Raw genomic sequence first — 16,873 nt, 5'->3', positions numbered from 1 at the left:
TCGGGGCGGGGACCGCGCTCATGACGGGGCTCAGGCGCCCGCGGGCGAGGCCTCGGACTCGACGACGACCGTGCCGTCGATGATCTCCTGCGTGAGGGTCTCGATCTCGCCGCTCAGCTCGGCGGGGACCTCGTCCTCGAAGTCGTGGAAGGGCGCCAGCCCGACGCCGCCGTTCTCGAGGGTGCCGACGTACGGGGTCGCGTCGTACTCGCCCTCCGCGGCGGCGCCGATCACGTCCTCGACGCCGGTGGTCATCTCCTTCATGACGGAGGTGAGGATCGTGGCCTGCGCCTCGGGGTCGGAGGCGTTGGTCTCGTAGCCGTCGGCGTCGACCCAGATCACCTTGCGGTCCTCGCCCTCCTTGGCGGAGGCGAGGGTGCCGGCGCCCACGGGGCCGGCGACCGGCATGACGATGTCGGCGCCCGCGCTGTAGAACTCGTCGGAGACGGCCTTGCCCTTGGTCTGGTCCTCGAAGTCGCCCGTGAAGGAGCCCTCCTGGCTCTCCTTGTTCCAGCCGAGGGCCTCGACCTCGGTGCCGTGGGTCTCGTTGTAGTGGGCGACGCCGTCCACGAAGCCGTCCATGAAGATGGTGACGGTGGGGATGTTGACCCCGCCGTAGGTGGCGACCTTGCCGGTCTCGGTCGTGCCTGCGGCGAGGTAGCCGGCGAGGAAGGCGGCCTGGGCGGTGTCGAACTCGAGGGGCTTGACGTTCTCGAGCTCGATCGGGTTCCCATCGGCGTCCTGCGCGGTCGAGTCGACGATCGCGAAGTCCGTGTCGGGATTGGCCTGAGCGGCCTTGCCGGTCGCGGGGGCGAGCAGGTAGCCGACCGTGATGATCAGGTCGCAGCCCTCGGTGACCATGTTGTTGATGTTGGGCTCGAAGTCCGAGACGGTGGTCGACTCGGCGGTCTGCTTCTGGATGCCGAGGTTCTTCTCGGCGTTCAGCAGGCCGTTGTAGCTGGACTCGTTGAAGGACTTGTCGTCCCAACCGCCCGCGTCGGAGACCATGCAGGCCTTGTAGTCGCTCGCGGCGCCGCCGCCGGCGTCGCTGCCGCCGCCGGACGTCTCCTCCGGGGCGCTGCCGCAGGCGGCGAGGGTGAGAGCCCCGGCGCCGGCGAGGGCGAGGGCACGCGTGATGCTCTTCATGGGTGGTTCCTCCGGTGGGAGTGCGAGGGGCCGGGAGCGCCCCGAGGGTCCGGGCGACGTCGCTGTCGCGGTGCGATTGGACGATAGCCCTGCCGGACGCATGGTGAGCACGGGTTGAGCGTTCAGCCCCGAACCGTTATGAAATCGACGCGGAGGTGGCGCCGGGGTGAACTCCGGCGGCCTCCGGGGTCAGGCGGTCTGCAGGTCCCGCTGCACGCACGCGGCGGCGAGCACGCTCGCCCCGATCCCGATCGCGCGCTCGTCGATCATGAGGTCGCCCATGTGGAGGTCGTAGGTGCGCCCGCCGGGGGTGCGGGTGCCGAGGCGGGCGAGCGCCCCGGGCACCTTCTCGAGGTACCAGGCGAAGTCCTCGCCGCCGAGGGACTGGGCGGTGGGGTCGAGGTTCTCCCGTCCCAGCACCCCGCGCACCGCGGCGGCGAGCACCTCGACGCTCGCGGGGCTGTTCGAGACCGGCGGCACCCCGCGGTCGTGGGAGACGCGCGCCTCGACGCCCCAGGGGCGCACGAGATCGGCCAGGACGTCCTCGAGCAGCTCCTCGGCCCGGTCCCAGGCCTCGTGGTCCAGGCAGCGCAGGGTCCCCTCGAGCGTGCCGGCGCTGGGGATCGCGTTGAACGCGGAGCCGGCGTGGATCGAGCCCCAGGTGAGGTTCACGCCGGAGCGCGGGTCCATGCGCCGGGTCAGCGCGGCCGGCAGCTGCGTCGCGATCGAGCCGAGCGCGTAGACGAGATCCTGGGTGAGATGGGGGCGGGAGGTGTGGCCGCCCGCGCCGCGCACCTGGATCCGCACCGGATCGGTGGCCGAGGTGATCGGGCCGGACTTCAGGCCCACGTGGCCCACGTCCACGCCCGGGTCGCAGTGCAGGGCGAGGATCGAGTCGACGCCGTCCAGGACGTCCTGCCCGATCAGCTCGAGCGCGCCGCAGGGATGCATCTCCTCGGCGGGCTGGAACACCAGGCGCACGCCGCGGCGCAGCGCGCCCTCCTCGGCCACCCGCACCAGCGCGGTCGCCGCGCCGAGCACGGCGCTCATGTGCACGTCGTGGCCGCAGGCGTGGGAGACGCCCTCGACGACGGAGCGGTAGGGGACGGTGCTGAGCTCGGGGATCCCGAGCGCGTCCATGTCCGCCCGCAGCCCCATCAGCGGGAGCGACGGGTCTGCGCCGGGGATGTCGCAGATCAGGCCGGTGGCGGCCATGCGCTTCGGCGCGAGCCCGAGGGCGGTGAGCTGCTCGGCGATGAAGTCGGTGGTGGCGTGCTCCTGGTGGGAGAGCTCGGGGTGACGGTGGAGGTGGCGGCGCACCTCGCGCAGGGCGTCGCCGTGCTCGGCGACGGTGCGGGCGATCAGGCCCTCCGGTCCGAGCATCGCCCGCTGCTGCGAGGTCCCGACCAGCGTCTGCTGCGACTGCTCCACGCGTCCGCTCCTGTCCTGTCATCGACCGCCCTGACCGCCGTTCGCCTCCTGCGGCGATGCGGGTCCGGCGGTGCGGGTCAGCGCAGCCGGCCCAGCCCCTGCTCGTCGAGCCGGCCGACGAGCTGCTGGAGGGCCTGCGCCTTCTCGTCGGCGAGCACCAGCAGCGCGTCCTCGGTGTCGACGATGCTGACGCCCTCGAGCCCGACCAGGGCGATGTGGCGATCCGTGGAACCGTACACCGTGGCACGGGAGGAGAGCGCATCGACGCTCGCGCTTCCCACCACATGGACCTCGGTGCCGTCCTCGCCGCGGCGCACCTCGCCCTCGCGCTCGCGGAGCTGGCGGGCGAGCGCCGCGAAGTCGCCGACGTCGTCCCAGTCGAACTCCGCCGGGACCACCGCGACCCTCCCCTGCGCGGCGAGCGGCTCGGCGAGGGCGTGGTCGATCGCGATCGCGGTCATCGTGGGCCAGACGCGCTCGAGCACCTCCTGCTCCTCGGCCCCGCCGTGCGCGGCCGCGATCTCGCGCGCCCCGGCGGCGAGGGCGGGGATCTGGACGGCGAGCTCGTCGAGCAGCACCGAGGCGCGCACCACGAACATGCCGGCGTTCCAGCGCAGGCCCGCGTCGACGAAGGCCTCGGCCCGCTCGCGGTCGGGCTTCTCGACGAAGCGCACGACGGGCTCGGCACCGACGGCGCGCAGGCGTGCGGAGAGCGCGGGGTCGGCTCCCCCGTCGTCCGCGGACTCGATGTAGCCGAAGCCGGTCGACGGCGAGGTGGGGGCGATGCCGAGGGTGACGAGGAGGCCGAGCTCGGCGGCGTCCCGGGCGGCGGTGACGGCGCGGGCGAAGGCGGCCTCGTCCTCGATGAGGTGGTCGGCGGCGAAGGAGCCGATCACGGCGTCCGGCGACTCGCGCTCCACGTGCGCGCCCGCGAGCGCGATCGCGGGCATGGAGTTGCGGGCCGAGGGCTCCGCGAGGATGCGCACGTCCTCGTCGAGCTGCTCGCGCACCGCTGCGACGTGGGCGCGGCCCGTGACGACGATCGGGGGCCGGTCCGCGAGGGGCGCGAGGCGGTCGAGGGTGAGCTGGAGCAGGGAGCGGCCCTGCCCGGTGAGGTCCAGCAGGAACTTGGGTCGGGCGCGACGTGAGAGCGGCCACAGTCTGGTGCCGGAGCCTCCGGCGGGCACCACGGGGACGAAGGGGGCATCAGGCATGAAGCCAGCGTATCCAGCCTTCTACGGGCCCCTGGGTACCGTCCGCCGACACGGCCGGGGCGGGCCCGCCCGCCTCCTGCCTGGTGCTACGCTGAACCTGCCCCTGTCGGGGGCGATGATGATGTCGCCGTGTCGCGAAACGGCCGCCCGAGGGCGCCGAGCGCTGCAACGGCCGCGGGGACCTCGGTCCCCGGGGTCCCGCGCCGCGCGCCGCGGAGCACCGTCGAGCTCCCGGCGACATACCGACGCTTCTGGAGGAACTCCGTGGCTTCCGCCCAATACGGGACGCTCTATCGCGGACGCGAGGGCATGTGGTCCTGGGTCGCCCACCGCATCTCAGGAATGGCGATCTTCCTGTTCCTGCTCGTGCACGTCCTGGACACCGCGCTCGTGCGCGTCTCGCCCGAGGCGTACAACGAGGTCATCGGCCACTACAAGACCGTCGTCTTCGGCCTCGGCGAGGTCGGCCTGGTCGGCGCCGTGCTCTTCCACGCGCTCAACGGCCTGCGCATCATCCTCGTGGACTTCTGGTCCAAAGGGACCGTGCACCAGCGCAAGCTCTTCTGGGGCGTCATGATCGTGTGGGCCGTCCTGATGGCCGGCTTCCTCCCCCGCCACCTCATGCACATGTTCGGAGCGTGATCCCCATGTCGACCTCCACCACCTCGATCCCGGATCCCTCCACCCGCTACCGCCGCACCGGGCAGCGCGGCCTGAACGCCGAGATGCTCTCGTGGATGTTCATGCGCGGCTCCGGCGCGCTGCTGGTCATCCTCGTCTTCGGCCACCTCTTCGTGAACCTGTGGCTCGGCGACGGCGTCAAGGGCATCGACTTCGCCTTCGTCGGCGGCAAGTGGTCCTCCCCCTTCTGGCAGGTCTGGGACCTGCTGATGCTGTGGCTGGGCCTCATCCACGGCGGCAACGGCGTGCGCACGATCATCAACGACTACGCCCGTGGCGACCGCACCCGCATGGTCCTCAAGGCCCTGCTGTACTTCGCGGTCGTCGTCACGATCGTGCTGGGCACCCTGGTGATCTTCACCTTCGATCCCTGCCCCGTCGGCGCCGACCCGAGCCTGCTGCCCTCCTTCTGCGAGGGCTGACGCCCCCGGGGCGGCCGGACCCCCGGCCGCCCCTCCCCTTCCTCACGCACTTCACGGTCTTCCCGGAACGGAGCAGTCACCCGACATGCAGACCCATAACTACGACGTGGTGATCGTCGGCGCCGGCGGCGCCGGGATGCGCGCGGCGCTGGAGTCCTCCAAGCGCGCCCGCACCGCGGTCGTCACCAAGCTCTATCCCACGCGCTCCCACACCGGCGCGGCGCAGGGCGGCATGTGCGCGGCCCTCGCCAACGTCGAGGAGGACAACTGGGAGTGGCACACCTACGACACCGTCAAGGGCGGCGACTACCTGGTGGACCAGGACGCCGCCGAGGTCATGGCCAAGGAGGCCATCGACGCGGTGCTCGACCTGGAGAAGATGGGCCTGCCCTTCAACCGCACCCCGGAGGGCCGCATCGACCAGCGCCGCTTCGGCGGGCACACCCGTGAGCACGGCGAGGCGCCCGTGCGCCGCGCCTGCTACGCCGCGGACCGCACCGGCCATATGATCCTGCAGACCCTCTACCAGAACTGCGTGAAGCAGCAGGTGGAGTTCTTCAACGAGTACTACGTGCTCGACGTGCTGATGACCGGCGACCCGCGCTCCGACGAGGGCGTGCGCGCCTCCGGCGTGGTCACCTACGAGCTCGCCACCGGCGAGATCCACGTCTTCCGCGCGAAGTCGGTCGTGTTCGCCTCCGGCGGCTTCGGCAAGATCTTCAAGACCACCTCGAACGCCCACACCCTCACCGGCGACGGCCCCGCGATGGCGTTCCGCCGCGGCATCCCGCTGGAGGACATGGAGTTCTTCCAGTTCCACCCGACGGGCCTGGCGGGTCTCGGCATCCTGCTGTCGGAGGCGGCGCGCGGCGAGGGCGGCATCCTGCGCAACAGCGAGATGGAGCGCTTCATGGAGCGCTACGCCCCGACGCTGAAGGACCTCGCCCCCCGTGACGTGGTCGCCCGCGCGATGGCCAACGAGGTGCGCGAGGGCCGCGGCGCCGGCCCGAACAAGGACTACGTCTACCTCGACCTCACCCACCTCGAGCCCGCGCACATCGACGCGAAGCTCCCGGACATCACCGAGTTCGCGCGCACCTACTTGGGCGTGGAGCCGTACACCGAGCCGGTGCCGGTCTTCCCGACCGCGCACTACGGCATGGGCGGCATCCCCACGAACATCCGCGGCGAGGTCCTCGCCAACGCGACCGACGTGATCCCCGGCCTGTACGCGGCCGGCGAGACCGCCTGCGTGTCCGTGCACGGCGGCAACCGCCTGGGCACCAACTCGCTGCTGGACATCAACGTCTTCGGGCGCCGCGCCGGCACCGCCGCCGCGGAGCACGCCGCGGAGGTCGACCTGCCCGAGCTGCCCGAGGGAGTGGAGACCCCGACCGTCGAGCTGCTCGAGCGCCTGCGAGACCGGCCCGCGACCGAGGACCGCATCGCGAACATCCGCACCGATCTGCAGGAGCTCATGGACGCCAACGTCCAGGTGTTCCGCACCGAGGAGACCTGCCGCACGGCGCTTGCCGGCATCAAGGACCTCAAGAAGCGCTACGAGACGGTCGCGATCCAGGACAAGGGCCGCCGCTACAACCTCGACCTGATGGAGGCCGTGGAGCTCGGCTTCCTGCTCGACCTGGCCGAGATCGTGGCGCTCGGCGCGCTGCACCGCAAGGAGTCCCGCGGCGGCCACTTCCGCGAGGACTACGAGAAGCGCGACGACGTCAACTACCTCGAGCACACCATGGCCTACCGCACCCTGCCGGGTGAGGAGGGCGTCGAGGGCACCCCGATCCGTCTGGGCACCAAGCCCGTCGTGATCACCCGCTACGAGCCGAAGGAGCGCACGTTCTGATGACTGCCGTCGCCGAGAAGCCCCAGGCCGATGCCGGGGAGATCCCCTCGTTCGAGGTCACGCTGCGCATCGCACGCTTCACCCCCGAGGACGACAAGGGAGTCCACTGGGAGGACTTCACCGTCACGATGCACGGCACCGACCGCGTGCTCGACGCCCTGCACGAGATCAAGTGGCACGTGGACGGCTCGCTGACCTTCCGCCGCTCCTGCGCCCACGGCATCTGCGGCTCGGACGCGATGCGGATCAACGGCCGCAACCGTCTGGCCTGCAAGACCCTGCTCAAGGACCTCGACATCTCCAAGCCCATCACGGTCGAGCCGATCAAGGGCCTGCCGGTGGAGAAGGATCTCATCGTGGACATGGAGCCGTTCTTCGACTCCTACAAGGAGGTCATGCCGTTCCTGGTCGCGGGCGGTCAGGAGCCCAGCCGCGAGCGGCTGCAGTCCGCGGAGCAGCGCGAGCGCTTCGACGACACCACCAAGTGCATCCTCTGCGCCGCGTGCACCTCGTCCTGCCCCGTGTTCTGGACCGACGGGCAGTACTTCGGCCCGGCCGCGATCGTGAACGCGCACCGCTTCATCTTCGACTCGCGTGACGACGCGGGCGAGCAGCGTCTGGAGATCCTGAACTCCAAGGAGGGCGTGTGGCGCTGCCGCACCACCTTCAACTGCACCGAGGCGTGCCCGCGCGGCATACAGGTGACCAAGGCGATCGCCGAGGTGAAGCAGGCCGTGATCCGCGGCCGCGTCTGATCCCGCGCTCAGCACGACGACAGGGGCTCCTCCGCCGCGGCGGAGGAGCCCCTGTCGTCATCGGGGCGGTCAGCCGCGGGCGGCGAGCACCTCGCGCAGGCGCGTCGCGAAGGCGGCGGGGTCGCCCGGATGGGACGGGTCGCCGACGGCGAAGCCGCCGTGGTCACCCGGGAAGACGAGCGGCTCGGTGCCGAGCGCCTCGGCGAGGGTGCGCGTGGTGCGGGCGGTGATCGCCTCCCCCGTCTGCTCCCCCACGGCGAGGACCAGACGGTCCCCCGCGGCGCGCAGCGCCTCGAGGTCCGGCTGGTAGGAGGTCACGGGGGCGCTCGTCCCGGACAGCAGCGGGTCCTCCCGGGTGCCGTCGTCCTGATCCGGCAGGCCGAACTGGGCGGGATCAGGCAGGGGCTGGGCGAGGAACTCCTCGGTGAACTCGCCCTGCCACATGCTCATGGCGAGGAAGGCGGCGAGGCCCGCGCCCCAGCCGCGCTCCTGATAGGCGCAGCCGACGGCGTCGTTCGCGCGCTCGGCGAGCTCCGCGTCGGGCAGCACGCCCATGACGGGCGGCTCATGGGCGACGACCCGGCTGACGTCCTCGGGATGCGCCGCGAGCAGGGCGAGCGCGGCGACGGCGCCGCCGCTGCTGGCGAACATCTGCACCGGCGCGCCGAGATCGGTGATCAGGACGTGCAGGTCCTCCGCCTGCAGGGACGGGTCGTTCAGGGCGCTGCCGTCGCTGCGGGTGCTCCGGCCGAGTCCGCGCGGGTCGTACGCGACGACGGTGCGGTCCGGGAGCTCGGCGATCAGGTCGGAGAAGCCGTCGGCGGTCATGGGCTGGCCGATGACCAGCAGCACCTCTCCCCCGTCGGCCGGGGGCAGCGGGCCGTGCACGTCGTGGACGATCTCGGCGTCGGGCAGGGACAGGGTGCGGGTCTCCATGGGCACAGCGTAGGACCGTGCCCCGACGAGGAGAAGGGCGATCGGCGACAGGTCCGGCCCGCGGTCAGCGGTGCCGCCCGCACCTGCGCACGGTCTCGAACGCGGGGCGGCCCGGGCGCCGTCGGCCGGGAGAGGCCGCGCCGACGGCACCCGTGCCGGCTCAGGAGTAGGTGACCACCAGCGGTGCGTGGTCGGACCAGCGGGTGTCGTAGCTGGGAGCGCGATCCACCTGCGCGGCGGTCGCCTTCTCGCCGAGCGCCGGGGTGGTCAGCTGGTAGTCGATGCGCCAGCCGGAGTCGTTGTCGAAGGCCTTGCCGCGCTGGGACCACCAGGTGTAGGGGCCGGGCACGTCGCCGGCGAGACGGCGCTGGACGTCCACCCAGTCGCCCTCGACCAGCAGGCGGTCGAGATAGGCGCGCTCCTCGGGCAGGAAGCCGGCGGACTTCAGGTTGCCCTTCCAGTTCTTGATGTCGTTGTTGGCGTGGGCGATGTTGAGGTCGCCGGTGAGGGCCACGTGGCGGCCGTCGGCGCGCAGCGCGTCCAGGCGCTCCATGGCCACGTCGAGGAAGGCGTACTTGTCGATCATGGTCTGCGGCTTCTCGGTGTTGCCGGAGTGCATGTAGCAGGAGATGACGGTGAGGCCGGCCCCGTCGGCCAGCGGGTCCTCGAAGTCGGCCTCGAGCCAGCGGCCGGTGTGGGTGGGCTCGGTCAGGCCCGGCAGGCCGCGGCGGACGCCCTCGAGGTCGATGCTCTCCAGCGAGGTGCGGGCGGCGATCGCGACGCCGTTGCGGCCCCTCAGCTCGGAGGCCTCGCCGACGATGGTCCAGCCCTCCCCCACCAGATCGGCGAGAAGCTCCTCGGGCGCCCGCACCTCCTGCAGGGTGATGACGTCGGCCGCGGTGGTCGCGAGCCAGTCGGCCATGCCCTTGCGGGCCGCGGCCCGCAGGCCGTTGACGTTGACGGTGGCGAGGGTGAAAGTCATGCCCACCAGTATGTCAGCGGGGCCCGACGGCCGCGACGCGTGCCGCGGGGCGGGCGGCTCTGCCCGCCCCGCCGGGGTGTCAGGACTCCGAGGTCTCAGGCCTCGATGCCGGCGGCGTGCTCGGCCGCCTCGACGACGTTGTTGACCAGCAGCGCGCGGGTCATGGGGCCGACGCCTCCGGGGTTGGGGCTGATCCACGAGGCGACCTCGGCGACGGCCGGATCCACGTCGCCCACGAGCTTCGCCTTCCCGCCCTCGGGGTCCTCCTGGCGGGAGACGCCGACGTCGAGCACGATCGCGCCGGGCTTGACGTCCTCGGGCCGGACCAGGTGGGCGACGCCCGCGGCGGCGACGATCACGTCGGCGCGGCGCAGGTGCGCGGGGAGGTCCGTCGTGCCGGTGTGGGTGAGGGTGACGGTCGCGTTGATGGCGCGGCGGGTCATCAGCGCGCCGATCGAGCGGCCGACGGTGACGCCGCGGCCGATCACGACCACGTCCTTGCCCTTGAGGTCGAGGTCGTGCCGCATGAGCAGCTCGATCACGGCCCGGGGCGTGCAGGGCAGCGGGGTATGGATCGGCGAGTAGGCGTTCAGGACCAGGCGGCCGAGGTTCGTGGGGTGGAGGCCGTCGGCGTCCTTGGCGGGGTCGATCCGCTCGAGGATCGCGTCGGTGTCGATGTGCTTCGGCAGCGGCAGCTGGACGATGTAGCCGGTGCAGGCGGGGTCGGCGTTGAGCTCGTCGACGACCGCCTCGACCTCCTCCTGGGTGGCGTCGGCCGGGAGGTGCTTCTGGATCGAGTTCAGGCCGATCTGCTCGCTGTCGCGGTGCTTGCCGCGCACATAGGCGGCGCTGCCCGGGTCGTCGCCGACCAGCACGGTCGCGAGCCCGGGACGCGGGTGACCGGCGTCGACCAGGCGGGTGACGCGCTCGGCGAGCTCCTGCTTGATCGCCTTCGCGGTGGCCTTGCCGTCGAGGATCTGGGCGGTCATGACGCTCTCCTTCGATGAGGGGTCTCGGTGAGGTGGTCGGCGGGGTGGGCCCGGGAGGTCCGGCCGAGGGACCGGTGCCCCGGTCGAGCGCGGTCCCGCCCCGGGCGCCGGCGGGCCGATGCGGGACGGGCGGGGTCCGGACATCGCGGCCTCCGGACCCCGCCCGCGCAGATCAGTACTGCTGCAGCTCGGGGTAGAGCGGCTTGGACTCGGCGAGCTTCGCGGTGCGGGCCCTGAGCGACTCGACATCGGCCCCGCCGGTCAGCGCCAGCGCGATCACGTCGGCGACCTCGGTGAACTCCGCCGCGCCGAAGCCGCGGGTGGCGAGCGCCGGGGTGCCGATGCGCAGGCCCGAGGTGACCCGCGGCGGGCGCGGGTCGTTGGGGACCGCGTTGCGGTTCACTGTGATGCCGGCCTCGTGCAGGCGGTCCTCCGCCTGCTGGCCGTCCAGTTCGGAGTCGACGAGGTCCACGAGCACCAGGTGCACGTCGGTGCCGCCGGAGATGACCTTGACGCCGGCGGCCTTCGTGTCCTCCTGCTGGAGGCGGTCGGCGAGGATCTGCGCGCCCTCGAGGGTGCGGGCCTGGCGGTCCTTGAAGTCCTCCGACGCGGCGATCTTCAGCGCCACGGCCTTCGCGGCGACGACGTGCATGAGCGGGCCGCCCTGCTGGCCGGGGAACACGGCCGAGTCGATCTTCTTCGCCCACTTCTCCTTGCACAGGATCATGCCGGAGCGGGGGCCGCCGATGGTCTTGTGGATGGTGGTGGAGACGACGTCCGCGTAGGGGACGGGGCTGGGGTGCAGGCCCGCGGCGACGAGGCCCGCGAAGTGCGCCATGTCGACCCACAGCGCGGCGCCGACCTCGTCGGCGATCTCGCGGAAGCGGGGGAAGTCGAGCTGGCGGGTGTAGGCGGACCAGCCGGCAACGATGACCTTGGGCTGCTCGGCGATCGCGAGCTCACGCACCTTGTCCATGTCGATCAGGCCCGTGCCCGGCTCGGTCTCGTACGCGACGATGTCGTAGAGACGGCCGGAGAAGTTGATCTTCATGCCGTGGGTGAGGTGGCCGCCGTGGGCGAGGGAGAGGCCCATGAGCTTGTCGCCCGGGCGGGCGAGGGCGTGCATCACCGCGGCGTTCGCGGTCGCGCCCGAGTGCGGCTGGACGTTCGCGTGCTCGGCGCCGAACAGGGCCTTCGCGCGGTCGATCGCGATCTGCTCCGCGACGTCGACCTCCTCGCAGCCTCCGTAGTAGCGCTTGCCGGGGTAGCCCTCGGCGTACTTGTTGGTCAGGACCGAGCCCTGCACCTGCAGGACCGAGCGGGGGACGAAGTTCTCCGAGGCGATCATCTCGAGCGTGCCCTGCTGTCGGGCCAGCTCGCGGTCGAGCACCTGGGCGATCTCGGGATCGATGTCGGCGACAGACTTGTCGAGGACGTTCACGTGGCCTCCTGTGGCGGTGTGAGGGGGCGGCGAGCAGCCGTCACGCCATCCTAGGCCGGGAGCTGCGGCGGGGACGCCCGCATCCAGGGATCGGCGCCCGTCCCGAGCGGGACGGACGCCGAGCCGTCCTCCCCCAGCTCAGAGGTCGAGGCCGAGGCGCACCGGCTCGGGCTCCAGGTGGATCCCGTAGCGCTCCTCGACCCGCGACTGGACGTCGTGGGCGAGGGCGACGAGGTCCTCGCTGGAGGCGCCGCCCCGGTTGGTCAGCGCGAGGGAGTGCTTGGTGGAGACCGAGGCCCGCTCCCCCACCGCATGGCCGCGCTCGATCCCGGAGTGGCTGATGAGCCAGGCGGCGCTGGTCTTGACCCTGCCCTCGCCCGCGTCGTAGCGCGGCGCCTGCTCGGGCAGAGCCGCGGCGTCCTCGACGGGGAGGATCGGGTTGGTGAAGAAGGAGCCGGCGCTCCAGGTGTCGTGATCGGCGGCGTCCAGGACCATGCCCTTGCTGCCGCGCACGCGCAGCACCGCCTCGCGCACCTGGCTCATCGGCACCCGGTCCCCCACCTCGACGCCGAGCTCCGCGGCGAGCTGCGCGTAGCGGATCGGGGCGGAGAGGGAGCCGATGATGTGCTGGAAGGTCACCGACAGCACCACGTAGCGGCCGGTCGCCGAGGGGACCGGTCCGCTGTACCGGGTGCGCTTGAAGACGCTGTCGCGATAGGCGAAGCCGCAGTCGGCGGCGAAGAAGGTGCGCACCGCCCCCTTCTCGCGGTCCCAGGTGCGCACGCGGGAGATCGTCGAGGCGACCTCCTGGCCGTAGGCGCCGACGTTCTGGATCGGGGTCGCGCCGACGGTGCCGGGGATGCCGGAGAGCGCCTCGATGCCGACCATCTCGCGGGCGATCGCGTAGCGCACGGCCCGGTCCCAGTTCACGCCCGCGAAGTACTCGACGATCGCCCCGCCGCAGGTGGGATCCAGCGGAGTGAGCTCGGCCGGGTCCACGGGGATCCCGTCGGGCTCGCCGGAGGCGCCGACCTCGCAGGTCGCGTCCAGCAGCGGCGGATCCTCGGGGTCGCGGAGCAGCACGACGGTGCCCTCGAAGGGCTCGTCGGAGGCGACGAGGTTCGAGCCGCCGCCGAGGACGAGCAGCGGTTCCCCCGCCTCGTCCGCGGCGGAGACCGCGGCGATCACCTCGTCGGCCGTGCGGGCCTCGACGAGGTTCCGGATCTCCCCGCCGATTCGGAGGGTGGTCAGGTCGGCGAGCCTCATGCCGCTCCTGCCGCGTCGGCCTCGGCGTCCTGCGTGCGGCGCGGCAGCGCGAGGGTCGCGCGGGCCCGCCCCAGCACCTTCTCCCCGTCGACGACGGCGGCGAGGTCGACGCGTGCGGTGCCCGCGGACTCGTCGATCGCGCCGACGGTCGCGACGACCTCGAGCGCGACCTCGCCGGTGGCGGGCACGGGCACCATGCCGGTGAAGCGGGTGGAGTAGGCGGTGACCAGGGTCGGGTCGCCGACGGCCTCGAGCAGGCCGGTGATGGCCGCGCCCATGGTGAGCATGCCGTGGGCGATGACGCCGGGCAGCCCGGCCTGCTCGGCGACGGCGTCGTTGTAGTGGATCGGGTTGAAGTCTCCGGAGGCTCCGGCGTAGCGGACCAGCGCGTCGCGGTCGAGGGTGTGGACGGTGCGGGAGAGCTCGTCGCCGACGGACAGGGCGGCGAGGTCGAGCGGGCGGGCGTCGGGGGTGGGGCTGGTGGTCATCGGTGCTCCTGGTGTGGCATCTGCGGCGGGGCCGCGAGGGGCGAGGGAGACGGCGCCGGGGCGCCGCGGGGCGAGGCTGCGGGCTCAGTCCCCGCGCACGACGAGCATGCTGCGCACGGCGGCGACCTCGGCGCCGTCCTCGTCGGCGAGGTCGACGCGGGTGGTGACCATGGCGTGCCCTCCGGCGGCGCGGACCGACTCGACGGTGAGGGTCGGCACGAGGCGGTCGCCGGCGACGACGGGACGGTGCAGGGTGAAGGACTCCTCGCCGTGGACCACGCGGGAGAAGTCGATGCCGGCGGCGGGGTCCTCGACGTACTGCGCCTCGGTGGCCTGGGCGAGGGAGACGAGGAACGTGGGCGGCGCCACGACGTCGGCGTGCCCGGCGGCGCGGGCGGCCTCGGGATCGGTGTGCAGCGGGGAGGGGGCGCCGGTGGCACGGGCGAACTCGATGATCTTCGCGGCCGAGACGGTGTGCACGGGGCCCGCCGGGTAGGTGCGGCCGGCGAAGGCGGGATCGGGGCTGGTGGTCACTGTGTCTCCCGAGGTCGGGTCGGCGCGGGGGCCGACGAATGCGGTCCCCCCGATCATCTCACCGCCCCCGCGCCCCTGCGGTGCGGCCCGCGCGAGGCACGGGGGCCGGACATGACGAAGGCCACCCGGCAGTGCCGGGTGGCCTTCGTGGATGCTGCGGCGGGACCGCTCAGCGGGTCTCGCGGTGCGCCGTCTGCTTGCCGCAGGTCGGGCAGAACTTCGAGAGCTCCAGCCGATCCGGGGTGTTGCGACGGTTCTTCTTGGTGATGTAGTTGCGCGCCTTGCAGTCGACACACGCCATGGTGATCTTGGGACGCACGTCAGAGCTCTTGCTCGCCACGGTTCGCCTCTTTCGTCCGGGTGACGCACCCGGCGGTGCGCCTCGTGGGTCCCCGTGCTCGGGGGATGTGGAATCTGCACTCCGGTGGGGACCGGTGTGGTACCGAGGGCGGGGATCGAACCCGCGACCTCACGATTATGAGTCGTGCGCTCTAACCGTCTGAGCTACCCCGGCGTGACCGATGAAACGGCCCGATCTCGAATGAGACCGGGCCGCCGCATCCATCAGAGCCCTGAAAGGGAATCGAACCCTTGACCTTCTCCTTACCATGGAGACGCTCTGCCGACTGAGCTATCAGGGCAACCCGGTAAACCTTACCCGCCTCATTACCCGGAGGCAATTCGAGGGGCGGTCCCCGTGCTTCGGATCACAGGGATCCTCCGCGTGGCAGATGAGGGATTCGAACCCCCGTAGGCAATGCCAGCTGATTTACAGTCAGCTCCCTTTGGCCGCTCGGGTAATCTGCCGCGACCCTCTCCCGCCACCCGCCAGACTCTCGTCCCGCGGCCGCCGGAAGCGGACTCGGAACAGCATAGCGGGGTCCCGGCCGCGGCGCGAACCCAGAAGGGGCTCTCGGAGCATGAGAGGCGTCACAGCGGTCCCGCCGCTGGTCGCAGCCCCTCTGCAGCGGCCCCTCGGAGACCGGGGAGCGCCCCAGGACCCGGCATGGGACGATCACTGGACAGACCCGCCCGTTCGACGTGGTGGCGGCCCGCGCGGGCCGCCCGGAGGAGGACACGATGGCCGATTCATCGTTCGACATCGTCAGCAAGCTCGACCGCCAGGAGGTCGACAACGCTGTGAACCAGGCCGTGAAGGAGGTCGGCCAGCGCTACGACTTCCGGAACACCGGCGCCTCGATCACCCTCGGCGGCGACGAGATCGTGATGACCGCCAACGCCGAGGAGCGCGTGCTCGCGGTGCTGGACGTGCTGCAGTCCAAGCTGATCCGCCGCGGCATCTCGCTCAAGGCGCTCGACGTGGGCGAGCCCAAGCAGTCCGGCAAAGAGGTGCGCCTGGCGGCCTCGCTCAAGGAGGGCATCTCCACCGAGGACGCGAAGAAGATCTCGAAGATCATCCGGGACGAGGGCCCCAAGAGCATCAAGGCACGGATCGAGGGCGACGAGCTGCGCGTCTCCTCCAAGAGCCGCGACGACCTGCAGTCCGTGATCGCGCTGCTGAAGGGCAAGGACCTCGAGGTCGCCCTCCAGTTCGTGAACTACCGCTGAGGTCGACTGCCGCTGACGTCCGGTCCCCCGACAGCCGCTGAGCCCGGCCTCGCCGCACCCCCGCTCCCGCGCCGTCGGGACGGGGGTGCGGCGCGTCCAGGCACTGGCGGTTCCTCCCTCTCTCGCACCGCGCTGGATATGTTCCGATCTCCGCGCGCGGATGCTGCGCGGCGCGGATCCGTCGGGGGAAGGGGTGCGATGGCCAGCGGCACGATCCTGGTGATCGGGGCGACCGGAGGGCTCGGTCGCCACGTGGTGAGGTGCGCGGTCGAGGCAGGACTGCACCCGCGGGCCCTCGTGCGCAGCACGGAGCGGGCCGCCCGGCTGCTCCCCGCGGCGACGGAGCTCCTCGCCGGCGAGGCGACGATGCCCGTGGACATGGCGCGCGCCCTCGAGGGAGCCGACGGAGTGATCCTCGCCCACGGCTCGCACGGCGCGCCGGGCGAGGCGGAGGCCGTGGACTACGGGATCGTCCGCGTGCTCGTCGAGTGCCTCCTCGCCTCCGGGCACCCGGTGCGGTTAATCCGCATGTCGGCGCTCGGAGTGACGGTGCACGGTACGCAGCACGACCGCGTCACGGGCCTGGCCACGTGGAAGCATCGCGCGGAGCGCCTGCTGCGCGTCAGCGGTCTGCCGTGCACGATCGTGCGCCCGGGCTGGTTCGACGACGAGGCGCAGGACGAGCACCGGCTGGTCGCCCGCCAGGGCGATGGTCGGCGCGGCGGCTCCCCGGCCGACGGGGCGATCTCCCGCGAGCAGCTCGCCCGGGTGCTGCTCGCGGCGCACACCACGGCCGACGCGACCGGGCTGACCCTCGAGGTGGTCGCCGAGCGCGGCCCGGAGCAGTCGCAGCTGGACTCGCTCTTCGCAGGGCTCCGCGCCGACGTCCCCGGGGGGGGGTGGACGGAGCCCTCGACCCGGACACGCTGCCGCTCGGCGCCGAGCCGGACCGGGTGCTCGAGGATCTGCGTCGCGTCGCGGCCGCGGCGGACGCGCGCGAGGCCGGCGCCGTCTCCGGGCCTGAGTCGCAGGCCCGGAGACGGCGGCGCGACCGCCGAGCAGCGAACACCGCGCACCGCGCACCGAGACCGAGGACCGAGGACCGAGGACCGAGGAGCAGGGTCCCGGCCGTCGCGCTCCCGGGCATCACGAAGGCCC

17 protein-coding genes and 3 tRNA genes are annotated in these 16,873 nt (G+C 72.2%); 6 read left to right on the top strand and 14 right to left on the bottom strand.

From position 1 onward, the window contains the following. Nucleotides 1-30: 30 nt before the first annotated feature. The 3 genes from Y09_RS12240 to Y09_RS12230 form a co-directional block, all read right to left on the bottom strand. The gene (locus Y09_RS12240) at nucleotides 31-1,146 is read right to left on the bottom strand and encodes a BMP family protein (protein WP_053917971.1); all 1,116 of its coding nucleotides are present in this window, start codon (nucleotides 1,144-1,146) and stop codon (nucleotides 31-33) included. 189 nt (nucleotides 1,147-1,335) lie between these two features. Continuing rightward, a complete protein-coding gene (locus Y09_RS12235) occupies nucleotides 1,336-2,577 on the bottom strand; it encodes a M20 family metallopeptidase (protein WP_053917970.1) in 1,242 nt (413 codons plus the stop codon). 77 nt (nucleotides 2,578-2,654) lie between these two features. Then, nucleotides 2,655-3,791, bottom strand: coding sequence for a mannose-1-phosphate guanylyltransferase (locus Y09_RS12230; RefSeq protein ID WP_053917969.1), 1,137 nt, complete (start codon nucleotides 3,789-3,791; stop codon nucleotides 2,655-2,657). 264 nt (nucleotides 3,792-4,055) lie between these two features. Between Y09_RS12230 and sdhC the strand changes: the two genes are divergently transcribed. From sdhC to Y09_RS12210, 4 genes are all read left to right on the top strand, one after another. Further along, a complete protein-coding gene (gene sdhC, locus Y09_RS12225) occupies nucleotides 4,056-4,433 on the top strand; it encodes a succinate dehydrogenase, cytochrome b556 subunit (protein WP_082358817.1) in 378 nt (125 codons plus the stop codon). Nucleotides 4,434-4,438: 5 nt separating this feature from the next. Continuing rightward, on the top strand, nucleotides 4,439-4,894 hold the full coding sequence (locus Y09_RS12220) for a succinate dehydrogenase hydrophobic membrane anchor subunit (RefSeq protein WP_053917967.1): 456 nt from the start codon (nucleotides 4,439-4,441) through the stop codon (nucleotides 4,892-4,894). Between the two features lie 85 nt (nucleotides 4,895-4,979). Next, nucleotides 4,980-6,755 (top strand): succinate dehydrogenase flavoprotein subunit, encoded by a 1,776-nt coding sequence (sdhA, locus tag Y09_RS12215; RefSeq protein WP_053917966.1) that lies wholly within the window; start codon nucleotides 4,980-4,982, stop codon nucleotides 6,753-6,755. Further along, nucleotides 6,755-7,510, top strand: a complete 756-nt coding sequence (locus tag Y09_RS12210; protein ID WP_053917965.1) for a succinate dehydrogenase iron-sulfur subunit — start codon at nucleotides 6,755-6,757, stop codon at nucleotides 7,508-7,510. Before sdhA ends, Y09_RS12210 begins: the two co-directional genes overlap by 1 nt. 69 nt (nucleotides 7,511-7,579) lie before the next feature. On the opposite strand, the gene Y09_RS12205 is transcribed toward Y09_RS12210, so the two are convergent. The 11 genes from Y09_RS12205 to Y09_RS12155 form a co-directional block, all read right to left on the bottom strand. Next, the gene (locus Y09_RS12205) at nucleotides 7,580-8,446 is read right to left on the bottom strand and encodes an alpha/beta fold hydrolase (protein ID WP_053917964.1); all 867 of its coding nucleotides are present in this window, start codon (nucleotides 8,444-8,446) and stop codon (nucleotides 7,580-7,582) included. Between the two features lie 160 nt (nucleotides 8,447-8,606). After that, nucleotides 8,607-9,428, bottom strand: coding sequence for an exodeoxyribonuclease III (locus tag Y09_RS12200; RefSeq protein WP_053917963.1), 822 nt, complete (start codon nucleotides 9,426-9,428; stop codon nucleotides 8,607-8,609). Between the two features lie 95 nt (nucleotides 9,429-9,523). Continuing rightward, a complete protein-coding gene (locus Y09_RS12195) occupies nucleotides 9,524-10,417 on the bottom strand; it encodes a bifunctional methylenetetrahydrofolate dehydrogenase/methenyltetrahydrofolate cyclohydrolase (RefSeq protein WP_010549866.1) in 894 nt (297 codons plus the stop codon). 172 nt (nucleotides 10,418-10,589) lie between these two features. Then, nucleotides 10,590-11,858 (bottom strand): serine hydroxymethyltransferase, encoded by a 1,269-nt coding sequence (gene glyA / locus Y09_RS12190; protein WP_010549867.1) that lies wholly within the window; start codon nucleotides 11,856-11,858, stop codon nucleotides 10,590-10,592. 138 nt (nucleotides 11,859-11,996) lie between these two features. Beyond that, the gene (locus tag Y09_RS12185; RefSeq protein WP_053917962.1) at nucleotides 11,997-13,124 is read right to left on the bottom strand and encodes a UDP-N-acetylmuramate dehydrogenase; all 1,128 of its coding nucleotides are present in this window, start codon (nucleotides 13,122-13,124) and stop codon (nucleotides 11,997-11,999) included. Further along, complete coding sequence (locus Y09_RS12180; protein ID WP_053917961.1) at nucleotides 13,121-13,612, bottom strand: MaoC/PaaZ C-terminal domain-containing protein; 492 nt, start codon at nucleotides 13,610-13,612, stop codon at nucleotides 13,121-13,123. The genes Y09_RS12185 and Y09_RS12180 overlap by 4 nt, the downstream gene beginning before the upstream one ends. Nucleotides 13,613-13,696: 84 nt before the next feature. After that, entirely contained in the window at nucleotides 13,697-14,146 is a 450-nt protein-coding gene (locus tag Y09_RS12175; RefSeq protein WP_053917989.1) for a MaoC family dehydratase N-terminal domain-containing protein, read from the bottom strand. Between the two features lie 169 nt (nucleotides 14,147-14,315). Next, a complete protein-coding gene (gene rpmG / locus Y09_RS12170; protein WP_029360274.1) occupies nucleotides 14,316-14,486 on the bottom strand; it encodes a 50S ribosomal protein L33 in 171 nt (56 codons plus the stop codon). 97 nt (nucleotides 14,487-14,583) lie between these two features. Beyond that, a tRNA-Met gene (locus Y09_RS12165) sits at nucleotides 14,584-14,660 on the bottom strand. Nucleotides 14,661-14,714: 54 nt separating this feature from the next. Further along, a tRNA-Thr gene (locus Y09_RS12160) sits at nucleotides 14,715-14,787 on the bottom strand. Between the two features lie 84 nt (nucleotides 14,788-14,871). After that, nucleotides 14,872-14,953 (bottom strand) — tRNA-Tyr (locus Y09_RS12155). Between the two features lie 273 nt (nucleotides 14,954-15,226). Here Y09_RS12155 and Y09_RS12150 point away from each other — a divergent pair. Both Y09_RS12150 and Y09_RS12145 read left to right on the top strand, forming a co-directional pair. After that, nucleotides 15,227-15,715, top strand: a complete 489-nt coding sequence (locus Y09_RS12150) for a YajQ family cyclic di-GMP-binding protein (protein ID WP_010549872.1) — start codon at nucleotides 15,227-15,229, stop codon at nucleotides 15,713-15,715. Nucleotides 15,716-15,913: 198 nt separating this feature from the next. Beyond that, the coding region (locus tag Y09_RS12145; RefSeq protein WP_200716809.1) for an SDR family oxidoreductase at nucleotides 15,914-16,873 on the top strand (960 nt) is incomplete at its 3' end.

The organism is Brachybacterium sp. SW0106-09 (assembly GCF_001293905.1).
In the GTDB taxonomy this organism is placed as follows: Bacteria; Actinomycetota; Actinomycetes; order Actinomycetales; family Dermabacteraceae; genus Brachybacterium; species Brachybacterium conglomeratum.
The sequence above is the reverse complement of the archived record's forward strand: the minus strand, read 5'-3'. Positions and strand labels throughout refer to the sequence as shown.

What these genes read in the sequence shown, in the direction of transcription:
- Y09_RS12220 (WP_053917967.1), top strand. Translation starts at nt 4,439, where the DNA reads ATGTCGACCTCCACCACCTCGATCCCGGATCCCTCCACCCGCTACCGC.
- Y09_RS12240 (WP_053917971.1), bottom strand. Translation starts at nt 1,146, where the DNA reads ATGAAGAGCATCACGCGTGCCCTCGCCCTCGCCGGCGCCGGGGCTCTC.
- Y09_RS12210 (WP_053917965.1), top strand. Translation starts at nt 6,755, where the DNA reads ATGACTGCCGTCGCCGAGAAGCCCCAGGCCGATGCCGGGGAGATCCCC.
- Y09_RS12180 (WP_053917961.1), bottom strand. Translation starts at nt 13,612, where the DNA reads ATGACCACCAGCCCCACCCCCGACGCCCGCCCGCTCGACCTCGCCGCC.
- sdhA (WP_053917966.1), top strand. Translation starts at nt 4,980, where the DNA reads ATGCAGACCCATAACTACGACGTGGTGATCGTCGGCGCCGGCGGCGCC.
- Y09_RS12230 (WP_053917969.1), bottom strand. Translation starts at nt 3,791, where the DNA reads ATGCCTGATGCCCCCTTCGTCCCCGTGGTGCCCGCCGGAGGCTCCGGC.
- Y09_RS12195 (WP_010549866.1), bottom strand. Translation starts at nt 10,417, where the DNA reads ATGACCGCCCAGATCCTCGACGGCAAGGCCACCGCGAAGGCGATCAAG.
- Y09_RS12150 (WP_010549872.1), top strand. Translation starts at nt 15,227, where the DNA reads ATGGCCGATTCATCGTTCGACATCGTCAGCAAGCTCGACCGCCAGGAG.
- Y09_RS12185 (WP_053917962.1), bottom strand. Translation starts at nt 13,124, where the DNA reads ATGAGGCTCGCCGACCTGACCACCCTCCGAATCGGCGGGGAGATCCGG.
- Y09_RS12205 (WP_053917964.1), bottom strand. Translation starts at nt 8,446, where the DNA reads ATGGAGACCCGCACCCTGTCCCTGCCCGACGCCGAGATCGTCCACGAC.
- Y09_RS12200 (WP_053917963.1), bottom strand. Translation starts at nt 9,428, where the DNA reads ATGACTTTCACCCTCGCCACCGTCAACGTCAACGGCCTGCGGGCCGCG.